29 protein-coding genes are annotated in these 25,688 nt (G+C 55.5%); 7 read left to right on the top strand and 22 right to left on the bottom strand.

All coding sequences use genetic code 11. The features are described from left to right. Nucleotide 1 precedes the first annotated feature (1 nt). Together KGP22_RS15555 and yfbV are read right to left on the bottom strand one after the other, a co-directional pair. Entirely contained in the window at nt 2-496 is a 495-nt protein-coding gene (locus KGP22_RS15555) for a YfbU family protein (RefSeq protein ID WP_023617380.1), read from the bottom strand. 91 nt (nt 497-587) lie between these two features. Further along, the gene (gene yfbV / locus KGP22_RS15560) at nt 588-1,043 is read right to left on the bottom strand and encodes a terminus macrodomain insulation protein YfbV (RefSeq protein WP_023312543.1); all 456 of its coding nucleotides are present in this window, start codon (nt 1,041-1,043) and stop codon (nt 588-590) included. 337 nt (nt 1,044-1,380) lie between these two features. On the opposite strand from yfbV, the gene ackA reads away from it, so the two are divergent. Beyond that, nucleotides 1,381-2,583: an acetate kinase gene (gene ackA, locus KGP22_RS15565; RefSeq protein WP_063145415.1), complete on the top strand. Its 1,203-nt coding sequence runs from the start codon at nt 1,381-1,383 to the stop codon at nt 2,581-2,583. A gap of 76 nt (nt 2,584-2,659) precedes the next feature. Next, the gene (pta, locus tag KGP22_RS15570; RefSeq protein ID WP_047174245.1) at nt 2,660-4,801 is read left to right on the top strand and encodes a phosphate acetyltransferase; all 2,142 of its coding nucleotides are present in this window, start codon (nt 2,660-2,662) and stop codon (nt 4,799-4,801) included. Nucleotides 4,802-4,873: 72 nt separating this feature from the next. Here pta and KGP22_RS15575 read toward each other — a convergent pair whose 3' ends face one another. The 5 genes from KGP22_RS15575 to KGP22_RS15595 form a co-directional block, all read right to left on the bottom strand. After that, nucleotides 4,874-5,827, bottom strand: a complete 954-nt coding sequence (locus KGP22_RS15575; RefSeq protein ID WP_047174244.1) for a transketolase family protein — start codon at nt 5,825-5,827, stop codon at nt 4,874-4,876. Continuing rightward, nucleotides 5,820-6,650: a transketolase gene (locus tag KGP22_RS15580; RefSeq protein ID WP_115875899.1), complete on the bottom strand. Its 831-nt coding sequence runs from the start codon at nt 6,648-6,650 to the stop codon at nt 5,820-5,822. Before KGP22_RS15580 ends, KGP22_RS15575 begins: the two co-directional genes overlap by 8 nt. Then, a complete protein-coding gene (locus KGP22_RS15585) occupies nt 6,647-8,038 on the bottom strand; it encodes a PTS ascorbate transporter subunit IIC (protein ID WP_223580058.1) in 1,392 nt (463 codons plus the stop codon). Before KGP22_RS15585 ends, KGP22_RS15580 begins: the two co-directional genes overlap by 4 nt. A 21-nt stretch (nt 8,039-8,059) precedes the next feature. Continuing rightward, nucleotides 8,060-8,332: a PTS sugar transporter subunit IIB gene (locus KGP22_RS15590; RefSeq protein ID WP_003861447.1), complete on the bottom strand. Its 273-nt coding sequence runs from the start codon at nt 8,330-8,332 to the stop codon at nt 8,060-8,062. 80 nt (nt 8,333-8,412) lie between these two features. Beyond that, entirely contained in the window at nt 8,413-8,856 is a 444-nt protein-coding gene (locus KGP22_RS15595; protein ID WP_111965265.1) for a PTS sugar transporter subunit IIA, read from the bottom strand. A gap of 234 nt (nt 8,857-9,090) precedes the next feature. Here KGP22_RS15595 and KGP22_RS15600 point away from each other — a divergent pair, with 234 nt between their 5' ends. Next, nucleotides 9,091-10,110, top strand: coding sequence for a LacI family DNA-binding transcriptional regulator (locus tag KGP22_RS15600; protein WP_029741925.1), 1,020 nt, complete (start codon nt 9,091-9,093; stop codon nt 10,108-10,110). 3 nt (nt 10,111-10,113) lie between these two features. Here the strand turns inward: KGP22_RS15600 and yfcD are convergent, their stop codons facing one another. Genes yfcD through yfcF form a run of 3 tightly spaced genes read right to left on the bottom strand, consistent with a single transcriptional unit; the run spans nt 10,114 to nt 11,976 of the window. Then, nucleotides 10,114-10,668 (bottom strand): NUDIX hydrolase YfcD, encoded by a 555-nt coding sequence (gene yfcD, locus KGP22_RS15605; RefSeq protein WP_032641987.1) that lies wholly within the window; start codon nt 10,666-10,668, stop codon nt 10,114-10,116. A gap of 55 nt (nt 10,669-10,723) precedes the next feature. Then, complete coding sequence (gene yfcE, locus KGP22_RS15610) at nt 10,724-11,275, bottom strand: phosphodiesterase (RefSeq protein WP_023616055.1); 552 nt, start codon at nt 11,273-11,275, stop codon at nt 10,724-10,726. A gap of 56 nt (nt 11,276-11,331) precedes the next feature. After that, a complete protein-coding gene (gene yfcF / locus KGP22_RS15615; RefSeq protein ID WP_223580059.1) occupies nt 11,332-11,976 on the bottom strand; it encodes a glutathione transferase in 645 nt (214 codons plus the stop codon). 141 nt (nt 11,977-12,117) lie between these two features. On the opposite strand from yfcF, the gene yfcG reads away from it, so the two are divergent. The 4 genes from yfcG (at nt 12,118) to KGP22_RS15635 (ending at nt 14,652) form a co-directional block, all read left to right on the top strand. Then, a complete protein-coding gene (yfcG, locus tag KGP22_RS15620; RefSeq protein WP_023312554.1) occupies nt 12,118-12,747 on the top strand; it encodes a GSH-dependent disulfide bond oxidoreductase in 630 nt (209 codons plus the stop codon). A 75-nt stretch (nt 12,748-12,822) separates the two neighbouring features. Further along, the gene (gene folX / locus KGP22_RS15625) at nt 12,823-13,191 is read left to right on the top strand and encodes a dihydroneopterin triphosphate 2'-epimerase (protein ID WP_023312555.1); all 369 of its coding nucleotides are present in this window, start codon (nt 12,823-12,825) and stop codon (nt 13,189-13,191) included. 13 nt (nt 13,192-13,204) lie between these two features. Next, a complete protein-coding gene (locus KGP22_RS15630; protein ID WP_223580060.1) occupies nt 13,205-14,098 on the top strand; it encodes a TIGR01777 family oxidoreductase in 894 nt (297 codons plus the stop codon). Between the two features lie 44 nt (nt 14,099-14,142). Beyond that, entirely contained in the window at nt 14,143-14,652 is a 510-nt protein-coding gene (locus KGP22_RS15635; RefSeq protein ID WP_223580061.1) for a GNAT family N-acetyltransferase, read from the top strand. Between the two features lie 48 nt (nt 14,653-14,700). On the opposite strand, the gene hisP is transcribed toward KGP22_RS15635, so the two are convergent. From hisP to KGP22_RS15695, 12 genes are all read right to left on the bottom strand, one after another. Next, on the bottom strand, nt 14,701-15,474 hold the full coding sequence (gene hisP, locus KGP22_RS15640; protein WP_149366520.1) for a histidine ABC transporter ATP-binding protein HisP: 774 nt from the start codon (nt 15,472-15,474) through the stop codon (nt 14,701-14,703). An 8-nt stretch (nt 15,475-15,482) separates the two neighbouring features. After that, entirely contained in the window at nt 15,483-16,199 is a 717-nt protein-coding gene (locus KGP22_RS15645; protein ID WP_008502590.1) for an ABC transporter permease, read from the bottom strand. Continuing rightward, entirely contained in the window at nt 16,196-16,882 is a 687-nt protein-coding gene (locus KGP22_RS15650; protein WP_014832782.1) for a histidine ABC transporter permease HisQ, read from the bottom strand. The genes KGP22_RS15645 and KGP22_RS15650 overlap by 4 nt, the downstream gene beginning before the upstream one ends. An 88-nt stretch (nt 16,883-16,970) precedes the next feature. Then, nucleotides 16,971-17,753: a histidine ABC transporter substrate-binding protein HisJ gene (hisJ, locus tag KGP22_RS15655; RefSeq protein WP_023336423.1), complete on the bottom strand. Its 783-nt coding sequence runs from the start codon at nt 17,751-17,753 to the stop codon at nt 16,971-16,973. Between the two features lie 226 nt (nt 17,754-17,979). Beyond that, on the bottom strand, nt 17,980-18,762 hold the full coding sequence (argT, locus tag KGP22_RS15660; protein ID WP_111965260.1) for a lysine/arginine/ornithine ABC transporter substrate-binding protein ArgT: 783 nt from the start codon (nt 18,760-18,762) through the stop codon (nt 17,980-17,982). A gap of 291 nt (nt 18,763-19,053) precedes the next feature. Continuing rightward, nucleotides 19,054-19,623, bottom strand: a complete 570-nt coding sequence (locus KGP22_RS15665) for a UbiX family flavin prenyltransferase (RefSeq protein ID WP_223580062.1) — start codon at nt 19,621-19,623, stop codon at nt 19,054-19,056. Between the two features lie 89 nt (nt 19,624-19,712). After that, nucleotides 19,713-21,230: an amidophosphoribosyltransferase gene (gene purF / locus KGP22_RS15670; protein WP_021241570.1), complete on the bottom strand. Its 1,518-nt coding sequence runs from the start codon at nt 21,228-21,230 to the stop codon at nt 19,713-19,715. A 33-nt stretch (nt 21,231-21,263) separates the two neighbouring features. Then, entirely contained in the window at nt 21,264-21,752 is a 489-nt protein-coding gene (cvpA, locus tag KGP22_RS15675) for a colicin V production protein (protein WP_000262116.1), read from the bottom strand. A 165-nt stretch (nt 21,753-21,917) separates the two neighbouring features. Then, on the bottom strand, nt 21,918-22,616 hold the full coding sequence (gene dedD / locus KGP22_RS15680; RefSeq protein ID WP_223580064.1) for a cell division protein DedD: 699 nt from the start codon (nt 22,614-22,616) through the stop codon (nt 21,918-21,920). Further along, entirely contained in the window at nt 22,606-23,874 is a 1,269-nt protein-coding gene (gene folC / locus KGP22_RS15685) for a bifunctional tetrahydrofolate synthase/dihydrofolate synthase (RefSeq protein WP_223580066.1), read from the bottom strand. The genes dedD and folC overlap by 11 nt, the downstream gene beginning before the upstream one ends. Before the next feature lie 70 nt (nt 23,875-23,944). Beyond that, complete coding sequence (gene accD, locus KGP22_RS15690; protein WP_223580068.1) at nt 23,945-24,850, bottom strand: acetyl-CoA carboxylase, carboxyltransferase subunit beta; 906 nt, start codon at nt 24,848-24,850, stop codon at nt 23,945-23,947. A 154-nt stretch (nt 24,851-25,004) separates the two neighbouring features. Next, nucleotides 25,005-25,664 carry a DedA family protein gene (locus KGP22_RS15695; protein ID WP_008502599.1) on the bottom strand — a complete coding sequence of 220 codons (660 nt, stop codon included), beginning with the start codon at nt 25,662-25,664 and terminating at the stop codon, nt 25,005-25,007. Nucleotides 25,665-25,688 lie beyond the last annotated feature (24 nt).

The raw sequence follows: 25,688 nt of genomic DNA on the forward strand, positions 1-25,688 counted from the left end.
GTCAGGCATTAATGATTTGTTGAATTTCGTTGCTGCTTAAATGGTACTGACGCGGACAGGCATGCCACGCGCTCAGCATGCGCTGATACTTATCCCACATCGGGGTCTGCGCGTTGAAGCCGTGGGTGCCCGCGTCAAAGTGGGTATAACGCCCTTCCGTATTCACCATAAAACGAACATAGCTCAGATAACGCGCTTCCGTTGCGGCATCAAAGCCTAAAAAGGTCACGCGGCGCTCGTCAATCGACTGCCGATCTTTGAGATTCGTCCATGACACGTGCAGAGCGTGATACATCTCCATAATGTCGATCACGATGCGGCAGGTTTCTTCTTTCAGCTCGCCAAACTCGCGGTCCAGTTCACGCATTTGCAAACCAAAGCCGCGTTCGACGATGGTTTGCAGGCGGCTGTAGCGCGCAGCGTTATCGGGATCAAGCATAGTCATCATCTTGTACTGGTTAGACAAAATCAGACGTTGAGCATGGGTCATTTCCATCTTTCGACTCCTGTAGCGCATTGCACTTAAAAAAAAGACACGGTAACTGATTGTTACTGTGCCTTCTTTTCGTCGTCGTTTCGATGATCAATCACAAATCATCGAGGAATGTTTTATCCAGTTGCTTAAAAGCACGCTTTAACGTGTCCGCCAGCGCCTGGTAATCCGGCTTGCCTTCAACCGGGGCGAGCGCCTGACCGGCCTCTTCCAGCTTACCGCGCACTTCATAAAACCAGTGTAAAATAGAAGGTGGAAGTGGCGTGATGGACCGTTTACCTAACCACCACAGGCCTTGCATCGGCAGGCTTAATGCGAAGAGCGCCGTGGCGACGGCAGGTCCAAGCTGCCCACCCAGCGCAATCTGCCAGCACAGCGTAAAGACAGCGACAGGCGGCATAAAGCGAATCGCATAACGCGTGGCGCGGATGGTGCGATTCTCAATAAACATCGGCGCAAGGCGCTTTTCCATTGGCCACGTCTTTGCGTAATGCTGTCCCCGACGAAACAGACTGAAGAAATTTACGGACGGGTTCTCTGGTGTCGACATGGCTGTACCTCAACTTCACATATAAAAATTAAAATTTTCGTGCAAAACCACAACAAGCTATGACAACGTTCAAAATATTTTGTCATCTCTACCCCGTATCGGGTATCCTGTGCCAGCCTGATAGGGCCATAGACGAGAATCATTAGCTCGTCAAATTATTGCATATTATGCCATTGGCTGAAAATTGTGCAAAATGGCATAAAATCATAGTTATTTCTTCCATCATGCCACAATGTTCGTTTGGCATGATGTTAATCATAAATGTCCGAGTCATCATGCGTTACGCTGTTAGACTCACTGACGTTTTTTTAGCCACGTATCAATAATAGGTACTTCCATGTCGAGTAAGTTAGTACTGGTTCTGAACTGCGGTAGCTCCTCACTGAAATTCGCCATCATCGATGCGCTCAACGGTGACGAATACCTCTCTGGTTTGGCCGAATGTTTCCATCTGCCTGAAGCACGTATCAAGTGGAAGATGGACGGCAGCAAACAAGAAGCGGCTTTAGGTGCAGGCGCCGCTCACAGTGAAGCGCTGAACTTTATCGTTAACACTATTCTGGCACAAAAACCAGAACTGTCTGCTCAGCTGACTGCGATTGGTCACCGTATCGTCCACGGCGGCGAAAAATACACCAGCTCCGTGGTGATCGACGAATCTGTGATCCAGGGCATCAAGGACTCTGCGTCCTTCGCACCGCTGCACAACCCGGCTCACCTGATCGGTATCGCTGAAGCACTGAAATCCTTCCCGAATCTGAAAGACAAAAACGTGGCCGTGTTCGACACCGCGTTCCATCAGACCATGCCGGAAGAGTCTTACCTCTATGCCCTGCCATACAGCCTCTACAAAGAACACGGCGTACGTCGTTACGGCGCGCACGGCACCAGCCACTTCTATGTGACTCAGGAAGCCGCAAAAGTCCTGAACAAGCCGGTTGAAGAACTGAACATCATCACCTGCCACCTGGGCAACGGTGGTTCTGTTTCGGCTATCCGCAACGGTAAATGTGTTGATACTTCCATGGGTCTGACCCCGCTGGAAGGTCTGGTGATGGGTACCCGTTCCGGTGACATCGACCCGGCAATCATCTTCCACCTGCATGACACCCTGGGCATGAGCGTTGACCAGATCAACAAAATGCTGACCAAAGAGTCTGGCCTGCTGGGTCTGACCGAAGTCACCAGCGACTGCCGTTACGTTGAAGACAACTACGCAGAGAAAGAAGACGCTAAACGTGCAATGGACGTTTACTGCCACCGTCTGGCGAAGTACATCGGCTCTTACACTGCGCTGATGGAAGGCCGTCTGGACGCGGTTATCTTCACTGGTGGTATCGGTGAGAACGCGGCAATGGTTCGTGAACTGTCCCTGGGCAAACTGGGCGTTCTGGGCTTTGAGGTTGATCACGAGCGTAACCTGGCTGCCCGCTTCGGCAAGTCTGGCTTCATCAACAAAGAAGGCACCCGCCCTGCTCTCGTAATCCCAACTAACGAAGAGCTGGTCATCGCGCAAGACGCGCACCGCCTGACTGCCTGATTCCACACCGCCAGCAATGCTGGCGGTGCTGTTTTGTAACCCGCCCAATTGCGGCGGTAACGAAAGAGGATAAACCGTGTCCCGTACTATTATGCTGATCCCTACCGGAACCAGCGTCGGCCTGACCAGCGTCAGCCTTGGCGTTATCCGTGCTATGGAACGCAAAGGCGTTCGTCTGAGCGTCTTTAAGCCAATCGCCCAGCCACGTGCCGGTGGCGATGCGCCAGACCAGACCACCACCATCGTGCGCAAAAATTCCAATCTGCCAGCGGCCGAACCGCTGAAGATGAGCCACGTTGAATCTCTCCTCTCCAGCAACCAGAAAGATGTGCTGATGGAAGAGATCATCGCCAACTACCATGCTAACGCGCAAGACGCGGAAGTGGTGCTGGTAGAAGGTCTGGTTCCAACCCGCAAACATCAGTTTGCTCAGTCTCTGAACTTTGAAATTGCGAAAACCCTGAACGCAGAGATCGTTTTCGTGATGTCTCAGGGCACCGACACCCCAGAGCAGCTGAACGAGCGTATCGAGCTGACGCGCAGCAGCTTCGGCGGCGCGAAAAACACCAACATCACCGGCGTGATCGTCAACAAGCTGAACGCGCCAGTGGATGAGCAGGGCCGTACTCGCCCTGACCTGTCCGAGATCTTCGACGACTCTTCCAAAGCGAAAGTCATCAAAGTTGACCCGGCTAAGCTGCAGGAATCCAGCCCGCTTCCAGTTCTGGGCGCGGTGCCATGGAGCTTCGATCTGATTGCCACCCGTGCAATCGACATGGCGCGTCACCTGAACGCCACCATCGTTAACGAAGGCGACATCAACACCCGCCGCGTGAAGTCCGTGACCTTCTGTGCGCGTAGCATTCCGCACATGCTGGAACACTTCCGCGCAGGTTCCCTGCTGGTGACCTCCGCAGACCGTCCTGACGTGCTGGTTGCAGCCTGCCTGGCTGCGATGAACGGTGTGGAAATCGGTGCGATCCTGCTGACCGGTGCCTACGAGATGGACCCGCGCGTCAGCAAGCTGTGCGAACGCGCGTTCGCTACCGGCCTGCCGGTCTTCATGGTGAACACCAACACCTGGCAGACCTCCCTGAGCCTGCAGAGCTTCAACCTGGAAGTGCCGGTTGATGACCACGAGCGTATCGAGAAAGTTCAGGAATACGTTGCGGGCTACATCAACGCAGACTGGATCGAATCCCTGACTGCGACCTCCGAGCGCAGCCGTCGTCTGTCTCCTCCAGCATTCCGTTACCAGCTGACCGAGCTGGCGCGCAAAGCGGGCAAACGCGTTGTTCTGCCAGAAGGCGATGAACCACGTACCGTTAAAGCAGCGGCTATCTGTGCAGAGCGCGGCATCGCGACCTGTGTGCTGCTGGGTAACCCGGATGAGATCAACCGCGTGGCGGCCTCTCAGGGCGTTGAGCTGGGCGCAGGCATTGAAATCGTTGACCCGGAAGTGGTTCGCGAAAGCTACGTTGCCCGTCTGGTAGAGCTGCGTAAGAGCAAAGGCATGACCGAAGCCGTTGCGCGCGAGCAGCTGGAAGACAACGTTGTGCTGGGCACGCTGATGCTGGAGCAGGACGAAGTTGACGGTCTGGTTTCCGGTGCGGTTCACACCACAGCGAACACCATCCGTCCACCGCTGCAGCTGATCAAAACCGCGCCAGGCAGCTCTCTGGTTTCTTCCGTGTTCTTCATGCTGCTGCCTGAACAGGTTTACGTTTACGGCGACTGCGCGATCAATCCGGATCCAACCGCAGAACAGCTGGCAGAAATCGCTATCCAGTCCGCGGACTCCGCGATTGCCTTCGGTATCGAACCGCGCGTGGCGATGCTCTCCTACTCCACCGGTACCTCTGGTGCAGGTAGCGACGTAGAGAAAGTGCGTGAAGCGACCCGTCTGGCACAGGAAAAACGTCCTGACCTGATGATCGACGGCCCGCTGCAGTACGACGCCGCCGTAATGGCTGACGTTGCGAAATCTAAAGCGCCGAACTCGCCGGTTGCAGGCCGCGCTACCGTGTTCATCTTCCCGGATCTGAACACCGGTAACACCACCTACAAAGCGGTGCAGCGTTCTGCCGACCTGATCTCCATCGGGCCGATGCTGCAGGGCATGCGCAAACCTGTGAACGACCTGTCTCGTGGCGCACTGGTAGACGATATCGTTTACACCATCGCGCTGACGGCTATCCAGTCTTCGCAGCAGCAGTAATGTTAAAAAGCCCGGTGGCGCTAGCGCTTACCGGGCAAGAAAGGCGACCACTTAACCGGTCGCCTTTTTTATTTACAGCAGCTCGCGCGCCGCCGATACAATGTCATGTGCCGTCAGGCCATACTCTTTCTGCAGAAAATCCTGCGTCCCCACCTGGCCGTAACGCTCCTTAACGCCCACCCGCCGCATCGGTACCGGGCAGGTTTCCACCAGCACTTCCGCCACCGCCGACCCAAGCCCGTTGTGAATGCTGTGGTTTTCACAGGTGACGATGCGCCCGGTCTTCTCGGCGTAGTTTTTCACCAGCATCCGGTCGATAGGCTTCAGGGTAAACATGTCGATGACCGCCGCGCTGACGCCCTCCTGCTCAAGCTGGCGCGCGGCTTCCAGCGCTTCCGACACCATGATGCCGTTGGCAATCAGGGTAATATCGGTTCCTTCGCGCAGAACGTTGCCTTTGCCGATTGTGAAGGTTGAGCCAGGCGCATACACGCTCGGAGCCTGCTTACGGATGGTCCGTACCCAGTAGAAGCCGTCGAGATCGATAAGCTGGCGCAGCACGTCCTCGAACATCACCGCGTCGGTCACCTCCAGCACCACCGAATGCGCCAGACCGCGCACGATGCCCATATCCTCAAACGACATATGCGTTCCGCCGTTGTGGCAGGCCGTCACGCCCGCGTCTGAAGCAATCACCTTCACGTTGTTTCGCTGATAGTCCAGAGACATAAACAGCTGGTCAAAACAGCGGCGGCTGGCAAAGGCGGTGAAGGTGTGAACGAACGGCTTGCGTCCGGTAAGCGACAGCCCCGCCGCCGTGCCGATGACGTTGGCCTCCATAATGCCGCAGTTAATCACGTGCTGCGGATAATCGCGCGCCACGCCGTCCATCGCCATCGAGCTCATCAGATCTGCTTCGAGCGCAATGATGTCACTTCCGGCCTCAATCTGTTTTGCCACGAAGCCAGCGTAGACCTTACGCATCTCAACGGCGTCTTTCTGTCCTGCCGGTGCAACCTTAATCATGTGAAGCCTCCAGTTGGCGAATCGTCTCGTTGAGGGCCGCTTTGCTCTCCGCGGTCAATCGCAGGTGGTGCGAGTTGCTGAGCTGCTCCAGATACGGCACCCCCTGGCCTTTGATGCTGTCGAGGATGACGACTAACGGACGCGCATCGGCTGCCCGGATCCGCGACGTCACTGCCAGCAGACCCGGAATGTCGTCCCCCTTCACCGTCGCCACGTCAAAGCCAAAGGCGCGGAATTTCCCCTCCAGGTCGAACGCGCTGATGATCTCGTCCAGCTCGCCGTCGAGCTGCTGTTTGTTCCAGTCGACAAATACCGTCAGGTTGTTCAGGCGATGGTGGGCAATAAACTGGAATGCTTCCCAGCACTGCCCCTCGTTCAGCTCGCCGTCGCCGACGATGCAGAAGACCCGATTCGGTCGCCCGGCCAGCCTGTGCGACAGCGCCATACCGCCGGCGATGGAAATCCCCTGTCCCAGCGAACCGGTGGTAGCATCTACGCCGCGCGTTTTCAGGCGGTCCGGGTGGCTCGGCAGGCGCGTGCCGTTCTGGTTCAGCGTGCTTAGCTCTTCCACCGGGAAGTAGCCCTTGATTGCCAGCGTGCTGTAGAGCGCCGGGCCCGCATGGCCTTTCGACAGGACAAAATAGTCTCGCTCCGGCCAGTCCGGATCCGCCGGGTCGATTTTCATCACCGCGCCGTAGAGCACGGCCAGCGTTTCAACCACCGACATGCTGCCGCCATAGTGTCCAAAGCCCAGCTGCGTCAGCGACTTCAGCGTCTCAAGACGGATCTGACGCGCGAGTTCGGTTATCTCTTTCTCATTCATGATTTGGCTCCGGTGTTTTCCTGCGCGTTACCGCCCGCAGGTTTGTTTTTCGCGAAGACGTTGTACGCCACCAGCAGCGCGAACAGCGCCACGACCAGCCCGGTGATGGCCAGCGGCGACAGGAAGCGTGCCAGGTTGCCGAGGACAATCCCGACCGCGCCGAAGTCGGCGTCCGAGAAGGTGGTGTTGGCAAAACCAATGGCGCCCAGTACCGGCAGCAAGAGGACCGGCAGGAAGGTAATCAGCAGACCGTTGGCAAACGCACCAATCATCGCCCCGCGACGTCCGCCGGTGGCATTACCGAACACGCCAGCGGTTGCGCCGGTGAAGAAGTGCGGCACCACACCCGGGAGGATTAGCACCCAGCTGAACTGACCGCAGATGAACAACCCCACAATCCCGCCGAGGAAGCTAAACAGGAAACCAATCAGCACCGCGTTTGGCGCATAGGGGTACACCACCGGGCAGTCCAGCGCAGGACGCGCGTTCGGCACCAGTTTCTCCGAGAAGCCGGCAAAGGCCGGGACAATTTCTGCCAGAATCAGGCGTACGCCCTGCAGGATGATGAACACCCCCGCCGCAAAGGTGATTGCCATGATGATGGCGTAGACGAGGTAGTTCTGGCCGGCGCTGAAGGTAGCCTCGACGTACTCGCGCCCGGCGCTCACCGCCATGATCAGGTAGATAATCATCATGGTCAGGGAAATGGAGATCGAGCTGTCGCGCAGGAAGCTCAGATTCTTAGGCAGGTTCATCTCTTCGGTTGAGCGGGAGCCTTTGCCGACCTTGCTGCCAATCCAGCCTGAAAGCACGTAGCCCAGCGTGCCGAAGTGGCCGAAGGCAATCTCATCGTTGCCGGTAATGCGCTTCATGTAGCGCTGCGCAATCGCCGGGAAGAAAGCCATGATCAGGCCGAGGATCAGCGAGCCTGTAAAGACCAGTCCTACGCCTTCAAAGCCCGCCACCGTCAGGATCACGCCAATCATGCACGCCATGTAAAACGTGTGGTGCCCGGTCAGGAAGATGTACTTCAGGCGAGTAAAGCGCGCGACGATAATATTCGCCACCATGCCGAAGGCCATAATCAGCGCGGTCGCTGCACCGTATTTTTCCAACGCAATGGACACAATCGCTTCATTGTTTGGAATAATGCCCTGAATCGTAAAGGCGTGTTCGAACATACCGCCTAACGGATTTAATGACCCGACCAGCACCGTGGCGCCGCCGCCCAGCACAATAAAGCCCAGAATAGTTTTAATGGTTCCTTTCACCACGTCCGAAAACGCTTTTTTCTGCGCAACCAGACCAATAAGCGCAATTAAACCGACCAGCACCGAAGGGACTTTTAAAATATCAACAACGAAATTCAGCGTTTCAAGGATAAACATATCCACCTCGCCTTATCAGGGTTATTGTCTTTCGAACCAGGCGCGCAGCTGCGCTTCAAGTTCGTTGATGTCGATGATGTTGTTGATCACCACCAGCTGGCTTTCCGGCACGCTGGCGCTGGCCGCAATGTCTTTTGCCATCACGAACAGGTCGGCCGCGCCTGGCGTGGCCGAGGAGAGATCGGAATGTTCAACCTCAGCCTCAATCTCCAGCTTTTTGAGCACCTTTTTTATATTCATTTCGACCATAAAACTGCTGCCCAGGCCAGAACCGCAAATAGCCATGATTTTCATTGTTATCCCCTTATTTTGAGTAGAGTACGCCCCATCACGCTGACGCGTAATGTTGTGAAAAACCGGATTACAGAATTAAATCAGAAGCGGTTAATAATTGTTTTAATTTCCTCCCGCGTATTCGCCTGATGCAGTTTCTCCATATCCTCGTCGCTGGAAAATAATTCCGCGAGTGCGGATATCATTTCAATATGGCTATGTTTGTCCGGTGCCGCGAGCATGATAATCACATCGACAGGGTCAAACTCACCGGCACCAAACGAGACGCCCTGTTTTAGTTTTAATAAAGACAACCCCAGTCCTTTGGCACCTTCCTCCGGCCGCGCATGCGGCATCGCCAGCCCTGGTGCCAGCACATAATAGGGTCCTAACGTGTGGTGTTGCTGGATGATGGCCGTGACGTATTCGGGCTCAATCACCTGCAAATCCAGAAGCGGCTTCGCGCACAGCTCCAGCGCCTGCGGCCAGTTTTCCACGCTATCCTGCAGCGTGATGGTTGTATCATATATCCATTTTTTGAGCACTTTTCACTCCCGCTACACGCTAAAGATGAGCAAACTTTATTCAACAGATCGCTGGATGACTGCGATCGCGATCACAAAGATAGCGCTACCAATAGTTAACATGCAAAAATGTGATAGCGCTATCAAATTGCAATCACGGTGCTAAATCACAGCAAAAAAAGGGATTTAAGGCGTATACTGCCTGTCACGTGAAACGAAGGAAAATAAGAACGCGTCTGGTCAGCAGGAAGGTGTATGTCTCTAACCCGAAAACGGCGCAGTACTGGTAAAGTGACACTTGCCGATGTCGCACAGCTTGCCGGTGTGGGCACGATGACCGTGTCCCGTGCGCTTCGCACGCCCGAACAGGTTTCCGATAAACTACGAGAAAAAATTGAAGCTGCCGTGCAGGAGCTGGGTTATATGCCTAATCTTGCCGCCAGTGCCCTTGCCTCGGCGTCGTCATGGACGATAGCCATGGTGGTGCCCAACCTCTCCGAAGCCGGCTGCTCGGAGATGTTCGCCGGGCTACAGCAGGTGCTGCAGCCTGCCGGATATCAGATCATGCTGGCAGAATCCCAGCATCGCCTTGAGCAGGAGGAGAAACTGCTGGAGACGCTGCTGGCGTCGAACATTGCCGCCGCTATCCTGCTCAGCGTTGAACATACCGATACTGTTCGCCACTGGCTGAAAAATGCCTCTATTCCGGTGATGGAGATGGGCGCCATGCGCGCCGATCCGATTGATATGAATATCGGGATTGATAACGTGGCGGCCATGTATGAACTCACGGAAATGGTGATTAAGCGCGGCTATCAAAATATTGGCCTGCTGTGCGCCAACCAGGAGCAGTGGATTTTCCAGCAGCACCTTCAGGGCTGGTACAAAGCCATGCTTCGCCACCATATGTCGCCGAACCGGGTCATTAACGCGGCGATGCCGCCTAGCTTCTCGACCGGCGCGGCGCAGCTGCCCGAGTTCCTGCTGGCCTGGCCGGAGCTGGATGCGCTGGTATGCGTCTCTGACGAGCTGGCCTGCGGCGCGCTATATGAGTGCCAGCGCAGGCGAATCAAGGTGCCGGACGATCTGGCAGTGGTAGGCTTTGGCGATAGCGACGTGAGCCGCGTCTGTCAGCCGCCGCTGACGACGATGGCGGTGCCGCATCGTAAGATTGGAATTGAAGCCGGGAAAGCGTTGCTGGAGCGTCTGAATGACGGTGACTGGCGCGATCAAAAGCCCATCGCGTCCAGTCTGTGTCTGAGAGAGAGTTGCTGAAGCTTACTCAGCCTCTTCCTCTTTCTCTGATTTGGTCGATTCGTTTTTGGCGTTGCGGGTCATCCACAGCGCCAGCGCTTTTAACGAATCCGGCGTAAACTCGTCACAACGCGCGGTAATTTCTTCTGGCGTCATCCAGCAGACTTCACTCACCTCTTCTTCCTGCAGGGCAAACGGGCCGTGAGAAACGCAGCTAAACAGCCCGCCCCAGACGCGACAGTTTTCGTCTTCGAAATAGAACTGACCGTGCTCGGCAAACGGCACACCGGCGATACCTAGCTCTTCTTCTGCTTCTCGACGCGCGGAATCCAGCAGCACTTCATCTGCCTGGACAACCCCGCCTGCAGTGGCATCCAGCATCCCTGGGAGAAAATCTTTGGTGTCCGTACGGCGCTGGACCAGAATTTTGCCCATACCGTCATGCACAACGATGTACGTTGCACGGTGACGCAGACGCTCCGCACGCATTTGTTCGCGACTGGCCTGCGCGATCACTTCATTCTCTTCGCTGACAATGTCAACCCACTCTGTACTTGCCAAATGACTCTGCTCCACCATCGGGAAACCTTCTCTTCTAAGCGCTCTTTCGGCGCGTTTGCAGTTGAGGTGTAACTTACGGATTAATCGCTACCTGCGCAATAACTTGCTGATCATTAAGTGCGATAACGCTCAGGGTATTTCCTTCCAGCATGCCGTAGCTCGCAGGATATCCGCCTTTTGGGATGCTAACCGAGCCCGGATTAAAGTGATAAATCTCACCGCGTTTTTCCGCAACCGGAATATGAGTATGACCGTAAACCAGGACATCGCCAGCTGCGAGAGCCGGGAGATTATCCGGGCTGAAAAGATGTCCGTGGGTCAGGAACAGGCGGTGTTGTTCGAGCAGCACCTGCTGCCACGGCGCGGTAATGGGAAAATGCAGCAGCATCTGGTCCACTTCGCTGTCGCAGTTGCCGCGAACGGCGATGATGCGCGAGGCATACGGGTTGAGTTTTTCCGCGACCTGCGCAGGGTCATAGCCCTCCGGCAGGGCGTTGCGCGGGCCGTGATTCAGCACGTCGCCCAAAATAATCAGCCACTGCGCACCGCTTTGTGCAAACAGGGAAAGGACACGCTCGGTTGCGGGCAGCGATCCATGGATATCCGACGCAAACATCAGTTTCATCAGTCACTCCTCGGGAAAACAGACTGCCCCCATCATACCTTAAGCGTCTGGGCTTATCAGCCCGCGCGCTTAGCCGAGAGTGCCACATAGCGCTGCACGGAGGCACGCTGCCACTGAAACGCAGCATAATCCACCAGCAGCTGCGGCACCTCATCACCGTTGAGGATCAGGCGGTTTAGCATCAACGCCAGATCGGCGTCGGCAATGCACCACTCGCCAAAAAGGTTCGGGTTGCCATGGGCAAGCAGCGAGGTGGCGGTTTCAATCAGTTTCTTCGCGCTTTCTACACCTTCTGCGCTCAGCGCCGGCTTTTTCACCCCGGCAAACACAACGTCCGTCGAGCGTTCGACGCGAATCGGCACCAGATCGCTACGCAGCCACGCCTGGATCTGCCGCGCCCGCGCGCGTTTCTGCAGGTCGTGAGGATAGATGCGCTCCCACTCCGGGGGGGCGAACCGATCTTCCAGATACTCATCGATCGCCGACGATTCGCTCAGGGCAAAACCGTCAATCTCCAGCACCGGCACGCGTCGGGTCAGGTCGTAACCCTGCCACTGTGGATTGAGATGTTCACCGCCGTCGAGATCAACGGTCTTCAGCGTAAAGGTGAGTCCTTTTTCGGCCAGCGCAACGTATACGCTCATAACATAGGGAGAAAAGAAATTCGCATCGGACCACAACGTGATTACGGGCTGGTTCATAACATCCTCATCGGCTGATCGGGTTTTTACTCAACATATAATCTCTTTGCGTCGCTGTCACTTGATGAAAACTCACGATTTACAACAACCACCTATACTCATTTGTCATGGCACCACTATTCGCATGGACAGGAGTTGAGAATGATCGACCTTTATTACGCCCCTACCCCAAACGGCCATAAGATCACCCTCTTTCTTGAAGAAGCCGAGCTGGATTACAGGATCATTCGCGTGGATATCAGCAAAGGCGAACAGTTCAGCCCTCTCTTTCTGGCTATCTCGCCGAATAATAAAATCCCGGCCATTATTGATAACCAGCCGGCGGACGGGGGCAGACCATTGAGCCTGTTTGAATCCGGTGAAATTTTGCTCTATCTGGCGGAGAAAACCGGCAAGCTGCTGAGCGGCGAACTGCGCGAGCGTCACCATACCCTGCAGTGGCTTTTCTGGCAGGCAAGCGGGCTGGGCCCCATGCTGGGACAAAATCATCATTTTACCGCTTACGCCCCGCAGCCTATTCCTTACGCGATAGAACGCTATCAGGTTGAGACTCAACGGCTCTATGACGTTCTGAACCGTCGGCTGAAGAAAACGCCGTGGCTCGGGGGCGATCATTACAGTATTGCCGATATCGCCTGCTGGCCGTGGGTGAATACGCATGAAAAACACCGCATTGACCTGGCCGCTTACCCGGCGGTGAACAACTGGTTTGAGCGCATCCGGACCCGCCCGGCGACCGAGCGGGCGATGCAAAAAATCCAGCAAATTTAACCCGGTATGAGGCTGGGTGCCTGTGAAGCTCTCATGTATTATGGGCAGGAAATACTGACACGGAGAAGACCTGCAATGTCACAGCCAGACGCTATTATTCGCATAAAAAATTTACGCCTGCGTACCTTCATCGGCATCAAAGAGGAAGAGATCGCCAACCGTCAGGATATTGTCATTAACGTGGTAATTCACTACCCCGCAGACAAAGCGCGGGCCAGCGAAGACATCAACGACGCGCTGAACTACCGCACAATAACCAAAAACATCATCCAGTACGTTGAGAATAACCGCTTCTCTCTGCTGGAAAAATTAACTCAGGATGTGCTCGATATCGCACGCGAACATCACTGGGTCACTTATGCTGAAGTTGAGATCGATAAACTTCACGCCCTGCGCTACGCCGATTCCGTCTCCATGACGTTAAGCTGGCGGCGCCAGGCGTAAACCTGGAGGTTGTATGAAGATTTTGCTGACCGGCGGTACAGGCCTTATTGGCCGTCACCTCATTGCGCGTCTGCAGGCCTTGCATCACGACATTACCGTGGTCACGCGCAGCCCGGAGAAAGCGCGCCAGGTGCTGGGGGCAGGTGTTGATATCTGGAAAAATCTGGCCGAGCAGCAAAATCTGGACGGCTTCGACGCCGTCATTAACCTCGCGGGTGAACCCATCGCCGATAAGCGCTGGACGGAAGAGCAAAAACAGCTGTTATGCAGCAGCCGGTGGAACATCACCGAAAAGCTGGTCGAGCTGATCCGCAATAGCCACACCCCGCCTTCGGTGCTGATTTCGGGTTCAGCGGTGGGCTATTACGGCGATCTTGGCGAGGTGGTTGTAACCGAGGAAGAGCCGCCCCATAACGAGTTTACCCATAAGCTCTGCGCCCAGTGGGAGCGTATCGCCTGCGCGGCGCAGAGCGATCGGACCCGCGTCTGCCTGCTGCGGACCGGTGTCGTTCTCGCGCCGAAAGGCGGCATTCTGGCTAAGATGCTTCCCCCTTTCCGGCTCGGACTCGGTGGCCCCATCGGTAATGGTCGTCAGTACCTGGCCTGGATCCATATCGACGATATGGTCAACGGGATTCTCTGGCTGCTGGATAACGAACTGCGCGGGCCGTTCAATATGGTTGCGCCGTATCCGGTGCGCAATGAACAGTTTGCCCACGCGCTGGGGCATGCCCTGCACCGTCCGGCAATTTTGCGCGTGCCTGCGACGGTTATTCGCCTGATGATGGGTGAAGCGTCTGTTCTGGTATTAGGCGGGCAGCGGGCACTGCCCAAACGGCTGGAAGCGGCCGGCTTTGCGTTCCGCTGGTATGAATTAGAAGAGGCGCTGGGGGATGTGGTGCGGTGAATATGGTACAGTGACAGGCCATGTTCTGAAGATATGGCGTAACAATGGCAACCATCACCACACCCCGGCTTTACCTCACCCCCTTCGAACCCACTGACTGGGCCTTCTTCCGCTCGCTACGAGAAGATCGCAGTATCATGCGCTACATGGCCGCCATCGCCCCGGAAAAAGAGACCCGACGCGTGTTTGCCGCGCGACTCGCTGCTGCTCATGTGTTTGTTATTCGCGCCCGGGATGATGATACGCCGCTGGGCGATATCGGCCTGCAAATCAGCCCTGAGAATCGTGAAGAGGCAGATATTGGCTATACGGTTGTGCCTGCCGCGCAGGGCAAAGGTATCGCCAGCGAAGCGCTGCGCGCGGTGTGTGATTATGCGTTCAACCAGACCGGCGTGAAAGCGATTAACGCGTATGTCCTGGCGGACAACGGCGGGTCGGTGCGGGTGCTGGAGAAAGTCGGGTTCGTGCGTACGCAGGTGCTGGAAAAGGCGTATGAGATTGACGGCGTGCGCTATGACGACTGGGTGTACAGGTTGGAGTGCGGTGCGGCCTGATGCCCTCACCTCGCCCCTCTCCCATAGGGAGAGGGGGAAAGACAAAATCTACTTCAACGACCCCTTCAGGAACTGTTGCAAACGCGGGCTTTGCGGGTTCGCCAGCACTTCGTCCGGGTGCCCCTGCTCTTCAATTTTCCCCTGATGCAGGAAGATAACGTGGTTCGAGACGTTACGGGCGAAGCCCATCTCGTGCGTCACCACCACCATCGTTTTACCCTCTTCGGCTAGCTTCTGCATGATGCGCAGCACTTCGCCAACGAGTTCGGGGTCCAGCGCGGAGGTCGGTTCGTCGAACAGCAGCACTTCGGGCTCCATCGCCAGCGCGCGTGCGATGGAGACACGCTGCTGCTGACCACCGGAGAGATGCACCGGGTATTTTATCTGCTGGCGCTCGTCGATGCCCACTTTCGCCAGGTATTTCACCGCGCGCTCGCGAGCTTCATGCTTGCTCAGGCCCAGCACCTGAACCGGCGCTTCCATCACGTTCTCCAGCACCGTCATGTGGCTCCAGAGGTTGAAGTGCTGGAACACCATCGTCAGGCGGGTACGCAGCAGGCGTAGCTGATTTTTATCCGCGACCTTCAGCTGTCCGTCTTTGTCACGCACCAGGTTAATATTCTGCCCGCTCACCACAATCGAGCCTTCGCTCGGTTTTTCGAGGAAGTTAATGCAGCGCAGGAAGGTACTTTTCCCCGAGCCGGATGAGCCGATGATACTGATCACGTCGCCAGCATTTGCCTGCAGCGACACCCCTTTCAGCACTTCATGTTCGCCGTAGCGTTTGTGCAAATCAATAACGTTTAATTTGTTCTCAGCCATCATCTTTCTCAGTGCGTCGAAGAAGGTTTTATATGCTGCAACCAGCGTTTTTCAGCCTTACGGAACAGGCTAATCAGAACATAAGAGATAATTAAATAGAGCACCGCCGCAATGCCAAACGCGGTAAACGGCTGATAGGTCGCGGAGTTAATATCGCGCGCGATTTTGAGCAGATCCGGCACCGTCGCGGTAAAGGCAAGCGCGGTGGAGTGCAGCATCAAAATCACTTCGTTACTGTACGCCGGTAACGCGATACGCAGGGCCGACGGCAGAATGATGCAGCGATAAAGTTTCACCGAGGAAAAGCCGTACGCGCGCGCCGCTTCAATCTCACCGTAAGGGACAGAACGAATCGCCCCCGCGAAAATCTCGGTGGTGTAGGCGCAGGTGTTGAGCGTCAACGCCAGCACCGTACAGTTCAGACCGCTGCGGAAGAACGCATTCAGCATCTCAGTGCCTTTTACGATCTCAAGCGTATACATCCCCGAATAGAACACCAGCAGCTGCACGTACAGCGGCGTACCGCGAAATACGTAGGTGAACAGCCAGATCGGGAACTGGATGAATTTATTGTTCGACACGCGGCCAATGGCGAGAAACACCGCCAGAATACCGCCCATCACCACGGAGGAGATCAGCAGCCAGAGGGTAATCGCCACGCCGGTAAAGCGGTAGCCATCTGTCCACAGCAGCGATTTCCAATATTCCTGAATAATCTCAATCACAGGTCAGCCCTCTTCACACCCACGGAGTAGCGACGCTCGAGAAGAAGCAGCACACCATTGGAGACGGTCGTAAAGACCAGATAAATCACGCCGCAGACCACCGCAAAGTAGAACGGCTCCCAGGTGCTCTTGCCCGCCAGCTGAGTCGCTTTCACGACGTCTTCCAGACCGAGCAGTGAGACCAGCGCCGTGGCTTTGAGGATAACCTGCCAGTTGTTGCCGATGCCCGGAAGCGCATAGCGCATCATGGCCGGGAACATAATCCGACGAAACGTTTGTGAAGAGGTAAAACCAAATGCGGTTGCCGCTTCAATGTGGCCTTTCGGCACGGCCATGTAAGCACCGCGGAAGGTTTCAGTGAAGTAGGCGCCGTAGATAAAACCGAGGGTAATAATACCGGCCACCATTGGGTCGATATCAATTTGTCCCATGCCCATCGCGTCCGTCACGCTGTTCAGCGCAATCTGCAGACCGTAAAAGATAAGCAGCATCAGCACCAGATCGGGAACGCCGCGAATAAGCGTGGTATAGCCTTCAAAGATCAGCGCCAGCGGTTTGTTCGCCGAAAGCTTCGCCCCTGCGCCTGCCAGACCTATCAGCACCGCCAGCACCACGGAGCTGATAGCCAGCTCAAGGGTGACAAGCGCGCCCTGTAAAATAACGCCAGAAAATCCGTACAGCATACCGCGAGCCCTGTCGTATCGTGAGTGGTGGAACCGTGTCTTTTCCCCTCCCGCAGCGGGAGGGGCCGCACGTTATTTGACGGGGCGATTAGCCGCCGTAAACATTAAAATCAAAGTACTTTTTCGCCAGCTTGTCGTAGGTACCGTCAGCACGCATTTCAGCGAACGCTTTGTTCAGCGCCTCACGCAGCTCGTTGTCTTCTTTGCGCAGGCCCATACCGGTGCCCACACCAAACAACTTCACGTCCTTAATGGACGGGCCGCCAAACTTGTAATCTTTACCCACCGGCGTTTTCAGGAAGCCTTCGCTTGCCGCGACTTCATCCTGGAATGCCGCATCAATTCGGCCTGCCGTCAGGTCAGCGTAGATATTTTCCTGGCCCTGATAGGAGACGATTTCAATCCCCTTCGGCGCCCAGTGTTCGTTGCCGTAGGTTTCCTGCGTGGTGCCCTGCAGCACGCCGACGCGTTTGCCTTTTAGCGACTCCAGCGTTGGCTGAATGTCAGAAGCTTTAGCTACCACCAGACGTGAATCGGCCGCATAGAGTTTGTCGGTGAAGGCAATCTCCTGCTGGCGTTTTTCGGTGATGGAGAGCGAGGACATGATTACGTCGATTTTTTTCGCTTTCAGAGACGGGATCAGCGCATCCAGCGGGTTCTCAACGTAGGTACACTGTGCTTTGATGCGTTTGCACAGCTCGTTGGCCAGATCGATGTCAAAACCGACCAGTTCACCCTTTGAATTCTTCGATTCGAACGGCGCATAGGTTGGATCGGTACCAATTCGGATTTTCTGCGGAATGGCTGCGAATGCCGCGGTGGCGCTGGAAAAGGCCAGTACCAGAGATAGTGACAACACGAGTTTTTTCATATTTATCCTCAACAAACTGTCTTCATACGGGATTTTTACGACGACGGGGTGGTGCTAATGTGCCATTAATCCCCTCTGCCAGGCAAAGACTAATGCCCTTCAGGCGGGAATTTTTGCATTATAAATGCTTAAGTATGCACAAAGCGATCCAATACGGTGCAACAAATGCACCGCATTGGGTCAACCTCTCCCGCAACGCACTTTTTCGGTGCGTTAGCGCCAGGTGTTATTCACCGTATACGTTGAAGTCGAAGTATTTCTTCGCCAGTTTGTCGTAAGTACCGTCTTTACGCAGCTCTGCAAAGGCTTTGTCGAAGGCGGCTTTCAGCTCGGTATCATCCTTACGCAGGCCAATACCGGTGCCGTCACCAAAGTACTTTTTGTCTTTTACAGACGGGCCAGCAAACGCGAATTCTTTGCCCGCAGGCTGTTTCAGGAAGCCTTCGCTCGCGGCGACTTCATCCTGGAATGCCGCATCCAGACGGCCTGCCGACAGGTCAGAGTAAATCAGATCCTGGTTCTGGTAAGCCACCACGTCTACGCCCTTCTCACGCCAGTTAGCATTGGCATAACCTTCCTGCGTCGAGCCCTGAAGCACGCCGACGTGTTTGCCCTTCAGCGAGTCTATGGTGGGCTTAATCGGGGAGCCTTTCGGCGCAATCAGGCGAGAATCCGCGGCGTAGAGCTTGTCAGAGAAGGCAATCTCCTGCTGACGTTTTTCGGTGATGGAGAGAGAAGAGATAATGGCGTCAATTTTCTTGGCTTTCAGCGACGGGATTAACGCGTCGAAGTCGCTGCCCACCCATGTGCATTTCACCGCAATGCGCTTGCACATTTCATTACCCAGATCGATATCAAACCCCACGAAATCGCCTTTCGCATCCTTGGAAGAGAATGGCGCGTAGGTTGCGTCTGTACCGATACGAACCGTCTGTGGAAGCGCTGCGTAGCTACCTGCTGCCGCACTTAACCCCACGAGCAAAGACAGAGCCAGAACCGTCTTCTTCATACATTTACCCTCAAGTACCGTGATTTTATTATGTATTGTGTTGTGTGTTGTGTTGCAGGCTTCATCTTGCAGGTCTTATGCCACATTGCCGTCTGGTCAAAACTTCGACGTTAAATATGTTAATAAAACGTTGCGATATTGCCTTACTGGTGAAAGATAGCAGGTCTGCCGAACGAACCGGAAAGAGAAAAAGGGAAAAAACGAATTAAATGTCGAGGATATGATCGCCGTTGCATAATTGCCCTGAAACAGGGCAACTTGTCTTTTCATGCACCTGGTTTGTGCACAGATTCAGGCACCCTGCCAGCGGCTGAAGAGATCTTCGGGCAGGTCGATGTCAAACTGATCCAGCACGCGATTAACGGTCTGATTAATCACGTCATCCAGCGAGGTCGGGCGATGATAGAACGCGGGTACTGGCGGCATGATGACAGCGCCCAGCTCCGCAGCCTGCGTCATTAAGCGCAGATGGCCCAGGTGCAGCGGCGTTTCCCGCACGCAGAGCACAAGAGGGCGACGCTCCTTCAGCACCACATCCGCCGCGCGCGTCACCAGGGTGTCGGTATAGCTGTTCACAATGCCGGAGAGCGTTTTAATCGAACAGGGCAGGATAACCATGCCGGTCGTTTTAAACGAGCCTGAAGAGATGCTGGCGGCGATATCACGGGCATCGTGAACCACGTCCGCCAGTGCCTGAACATCGCGCAGGGAGAGATCGGTTTCCAGAGAGAGGGTCTGCCGCGCCGCCTGGCTCATCACCAGATGGGTTTCGACGTCCGTCACGCTACGCAGAACCTGTAACAAACGTACGCCGTAAATCGCGCCGCTGGCGCCGCTGAGCCCAACAATGAGTCGTTTCATGATTTTCGCCCTTACTGATTTCAGGGCAGACTGTGCAGGATTTTGCGGGGAGTTGCAAGTGAGGGCATTCGCCCTCACCTGCCGGAGCATCAACCTTCGTTGTGCATCTCTAAGCTTTCGAGATCGTTCTGCAGCTGGACGGCTTTGGCGTCGTCGTTGCGCAGTGAATCAAGATAGTCGAGGTACTGCTGGTCAACGTCTTTGGTCACGTAAATACCGTTAAACACGGAGCATTCAAACTGCTGAATTTCCGGATTCTCGGCACGCACCGCGTCGATAAGATCGTTCAGATCCTGGAAAATCAGGCCGTCGGCACCGATGATCTGACGAATTTCATCCACTTCACGACCGTGAGCGATCAGCTCGTTGGCGGTTGGCATATCAATACCGTACACGTTCGGGAAGCGAATCTCCGGCGCAGCAGAGGCCAGGTAGACTTTCTTCGCACCCGCTTCGCGCGCCATCTCGATAATCTGCTCAGAGGTGGTGCCGCGAACGATGGAGTCATCCACCAGCAGAACGTTCTTGTCGCGGAACTCCGCGCGGTTGGCATTCAGCTTGCGGCGCACGGACTTACGGCGCAGATGCTGCCCCGGCATGATAAACGTGCGGCCAACGTAGCGGTTCTTCACGAAGCCCTGACGGTATGGCTTATCCAGAATGCGGGCGATCTCCAGCGCGATATCGCAGGAGGTTTCCGGGATAGGAATAACCACGTCGATGTCGAGATCGTCCCACTCGCGGGCAATCTTCTCGCCCAGCTTGGTGCCCATGTTGACGCGCGCGCTGTAGACGGAAATCTTGTCGATGAAGGAATCCGGACGGGCAAAGTAAACGTATTCAAACAGGCACGGGTTACTGACCGGGTTATCGGCACACTGGCGGGTAAACAGCTGTCCCTTCTCGGTGATGTAGACCGCTTCGCCCGGCGCAACGTCGCGCAGGAATTCGAAGCCCAGGGTATCCAGCGCCACGCTTTCAGAGGCAACCATATATTCAGTACGGCCATCGCCAAGGTCGCGCTTACCGAGCACCAGCGGACGAATGCCGTTTGGATCGCGGAAGGCGACCATACCGTGACCGATGATCATCGCAACGCAGGCGTACGCGCCGCGGATCTGACGGTTTGTCGCGGCAATCGCGGCAAAGATGTTGTCTGCTTCCAGCGGATAGTGACGGAAGTTATCCAGCTCGCTGGCGAACACATTGAGCAGGATTTCAGAATCAGAGGTGGTGTTAATGTGGCGACGTTTCTCTTCGAACAGCTTTTTACGCAGCTCATGTGCGTTCGTCAGGTTGCCGTTATGGGCAAGGGTGATGCCGTACGGTGAGTTGACGTAGAAAGGCTGTGCCTCGGAGGCGCTGGAACTGCCAGCAGTAGGATAACGAACGTGACCGATCCCCATATTACCTTGCAGACGCTGCATATGGCGGGCTTCAAACACATCGTTTACCAGGCCATTCGCCTTGCGTAAACGGAAGCAGTTGTTTGCATCAATGGTGATGATACCCGCAGCATCCTGCCCACGGTGCTGAAGCACCGTTAACGCGTCATAAATCGACTGGTTTACCGGCATGAAACCGGCGATACCGACAATACCGCACATTCGTCTTTTCCTCGTTAAGCCACATCTCAGGGTTTATGCCCTGGGCAAAAAACTCGACGAGCTTTGCAGATAGTCAAAGAACCATCTGATGATGAAGCTGAACTCTGGAATGAGCTGCGATTTCTGCCAGTCTTCGCTTTTGGAGAACCCGGTGAAGGTATCCAGGAAGAACAGGATCGCGGCCACAATCAGCACGCCTCGCAACGCTCCGAAACAGATCCCGAGCACCCTGTCCGTTCCTGACAGACCGGTTTTCTCGACCAGCTGACCTATCACGTAATTCACGATAGCGCCGACAATCAGCGTTGCGATAAACAGCACCGCGATGGCAATTCCGTTTCGGACCAGTTCATCTTCAAAGCCCGTGAACCAGACAGACAGGTAAGTGTAGTAATGACTGGCGACAAAGAAAGCACAACCCCAAGTCACCAGCGATAACGCTTCACGAACAAAGCCACGGATCAGGCTAACCAGACAGGAAAAACCAATCACCGCAATGATGGCGTAATCAATCCAGACCATATGTGTCCCACGATTTAACGCCCTGTCATCAAGTTCGGGGCGAATTCTAACAGAAAAAGAAAACGTTTGCGTAGGGATTTCCTTCCCGCGCGTAAATAAAAAAGGCGCTGAAAAAATGTTCATCGCCGTGGCCTATCGCCTCTCTCTTAAAGGAGCAGGTCGTACTTAGTTTGCGCTGTAGCCCATCACCACACCGCTCAGGCCGGAGATCTGCTTCAGCTCACCCAGCGACCCTTTAAGCTTGTCTTTAGACGCTTCTGGCCCCACGAGGATACGGGTAATTTTACCCTGCACCGGCGTGGAAGGTGAAGTGTAAACACGATATCCCGCACTGCGCAGTTTGCTTACGACCTCGTTGACTTTATCGGCATTTTTCAGCGCACCGAGCTGCACCACGTAGGCTTTACCCGTTGGGGCTGCAGCGTCCTGCTGCACTGGTTTTGCTGGCGGTGGGGTTTCTGACGCCGCGGCGAGCTGTTCTGCCGTTTTATCCCGCTGCGGTTTCGGCTGCGGCTTCTCAACCGGCTTCGGTTTTTCAACCGGTTTAGGCTGCTCTACCGGCACCGGATCGATATCGCTGCTGCTCGCTGCCGCCAGGCGAGACGGATCGAGCGACGGTGCTGCGGCATCGCCCGCGCGCACCTCTTCCGCCGCCCCTTCCGGTGGCTGAGCAGGGAGCGCCTGCGTCGCCGCGGGCAGCATATCCGGCTCATCGCGGTCACCCGGTTTAGGCACCAGCGGAATAGCGGCAAACTCATCCTGATAATGCTTTTTCTGCCCGTCGAGCAGCCCGGGAAGAATAATCACCCCGAGCGCGACCAGCACAATGGTTCCTGTTAAACGGTTCTGAAACTTACTCGCCACCGGTTCTCCCCGCGTCCATCACTTCCATGACATGTGCCACCGTGTGGAATGAACCACACACCAGCACGGTATCTTCTGGTTTAGCATCCGCCATCGCGGCATGCCAGGCCTGAGCCACGCTACTGTAGATTGCGCCTTTGCCGAGATGTTCCTTCAGCTGCTCGGCCGTCGCGCCGCGCGGCCCCTCCAGAGGAGCACAATACCAGCTATCGACCACACTCTCCATGCAGGCCAGCGTCCCGCCGATATCTTTATCATGAAGCATACCGATAACCGCCAGCACGCGCCCGGTTTTTGGTAACGATTTGAGACGTCCCGCGAGATACGCCGCCGCATGCGGGTTATGCGCCACGTCCAGAATCAGGCGCGGTGACTCGCTGACAATCTGGAAACGCCCTGGCAGAATCGCGCTCTGTATGCCGTCGCGGATCGCCTGCTCGCTGACCACGAGGCCGCTCGCACGAAGTGCCGCCAGGGCCGTCGCCGCGTTAGGCTGTGGTACCTGCGGCAGCGGCAGGTTGTCCAGCGCGCCCTGTGCATCGCTAAAGCACCAGGCGTTGTCACGCACTTCATACTGCCAGTCAACGCCGCGGCGCAGCAGACGCGCGCCCTTCTCATTTGCTACGTCAGCAATAGTGTGCGGCATATCCGGCTCGCCGACCACGGCGGGCTTATTTGCCCGGAAAATACCGGCCTTCTCGCGGCCAATGCTTTCACGATCCGGACCCAGCCAGTCGATATGATCCAGCGCGATGCTGGTGACCACCGCCACATCTGCATCCACGATATTGGTTGCATCAAGACGTCCGCCGAGGCCAACCTCAAGGATCACCACATCCAGCTGCGCCTGTTTAAACAGCCACAGGGCCGACAGGGTGCCGTATTCAAAATAGGTTAATGAGATCTCACCGCGCGCGGCTTCAATTTCCGCGAACGACGCCGTATGCGCGGATTCCGGCAGTTCGCGATTTTGCACGCGAACCCGCTCGGTGTAGCGGACCAGGTGTGGAGAGCTATAAACGCCTACCCTGTAACCAGCCGCCATCAGGACGGACTCCAGCGTGCGGCAGGTCGTGCCTTTACCGTTGGTCCCTGCGACGGTGAACACGAAAAGTGCCGGTTTGAGCACATCAAGACGCGCGGCAACCTGGCTCACCCGTTCAAGCCCCATATCGATGGTTTTACTGTGCAGGTTTTCCAGATAAGAAAGCCACGCGGCCAGGGGCGACGTGGCTTGGGGAATGCTTTTATTTTCCATAATGCCCGGTTGTCATTAACAGATTAGAAAGCAAAAGGGCAGCGCCAACCGGCCCTGCCCTTTTCAGTTATCAGGCCTCGGGTTCCTGATCCGGTACCACCACGCCTTCGCGCGGCTCATCCGGGTTTGGCGCTGGCAGATTCATCAGCTTCGCCAGGATGCTCGCCAGCTTCAGGCGCATTTCCGGACGGCGGACGATCATGTCGATGGCGCCTTTCTCGATGAGGAACTCACTGCGCTGGAAGCCCGGCGGCAGTTTTTCACGAACGGTCTGCTCGATAACGCGAGGACCCGCAAAGCCGATCAGCGCTTTTGGCTCAGCGACGTTCAGGTCGCCCAGCATCGCGAAGCTCGCGGAGACGCCGCCCATGGTTGGGTCGGTCAGCACGGAGATGTACGGCAGACCGCGCTCCTGCATCTTCGCCAGCGCTGCAGAGGTTTTAGCCATCTGCATCAGGGACATCAGCGCTTCCTGCATACGTGCTCCGCCGGAGGCAGAGAAACAGATCAGCGGACAGTTGTCTTCCAGCGCCTGCTCAACGGCACGCACGAAGCGCGCACCGACCACGGAGCCCATTGAGCCGCCCATAAAGGAGAACTCAAACGCAGCGGCAACAACCAGCATCCCATGCAGGGTGCCTTTCATGACGACCAGCGCGTCTTTCTCGCCGGTCTCTTTCTGTGCGGAGGCCAGACGATCTTTATATTTCTTGGAATCGCGGAACTTCAGCACGTCTTTTGGCTCAAGCTCGCTGCCCAGTTCTACCAGAGAACCTTCGTCCAGCAGGCTATGCAGGCGGTTGCGCGCCGACATACGCATATGGTGGTCACACTTCGGACACACCTCAAGGTTGCGTTCCAGCTCTGCGCGATACAGAACCTGACCGCAGCTATCACACTTCGTCCATACCCCTTCAGGAATGCTCGCTTTGCGCGTTGGGGTAATGTTGCTTTTAATTCGTTCAATCCAGCTCATTGATAACCTTTCTGCCTGAACCTGGTCGTATGCCAGTTTTGCTATAAGAGGCGAATAATGCCATTTTTGCCTCCAACAGACCATGAATGTTGCACATTAAAACATAACAGCCCGAAACTTTGGATAAAAAAGTGGTCGAACCGCCAGCGTGCATTTACTTCGCTTGTTTTGCCGCCGCACGTTTGTGACGAATAATTTCGATAACGCCAGGCAGTACGGAAAGCACAATAATCGCTACAATCAGTAACTTAAGGTTTTCCTGGACAACCGGAAGATCGCCAAACAGGTAACCCGCATAGGTAAACAGCAGTACCCACAGCAGCGCCCCCACGACGTTATACATGGCAAAATGACGATAGGACATATGTCCCATTCCCGCCACAAACGGTGCAAATGTGCGCACAATAGGCACAAAACGCGCAAGGATAATGGTTTTACCGCCATGGCGTTCATAAAACGCATGGGTTTTATCTAAATAACTGCGACGGAAAATTTTCGAATCCGGATTGCTGAAAAGCCGCTCACCGAATACGCGACCAATCGTATAGTTGACCGCATCACCGACAATGGCGGCAATTACCATCAGCACAACCATAAGATGCACGTTCAGGTCATTGGTGGGTAACGCCGATAACGCCCCGGCAACGAACAGCAGTGAATCCCCTGGCAGGAATGGGGTAACGACCAGACCGGTTTCACAAAACAGAATGAGGAACAGAATGGCGTAAACCCAGACGCCGTACTGCGCGACCAGCTCCGCCAGGTGAACATCAATATGCAAAATGAAATCAATCAGAAAACGTATTACGTCCATATTGTCTAAGCCCTTATTGCACCT

This window comes from Enterobacter sp. JBIWA005 (assembly GCF_019968805.1).
Taxonomy (GTDB): Bacteria; Pseudomonadota; Gammaproteobacteria; order Enterobacterales; family Enterobacteriaceae; genus Enterobacter; species Enterobacter vonholyi.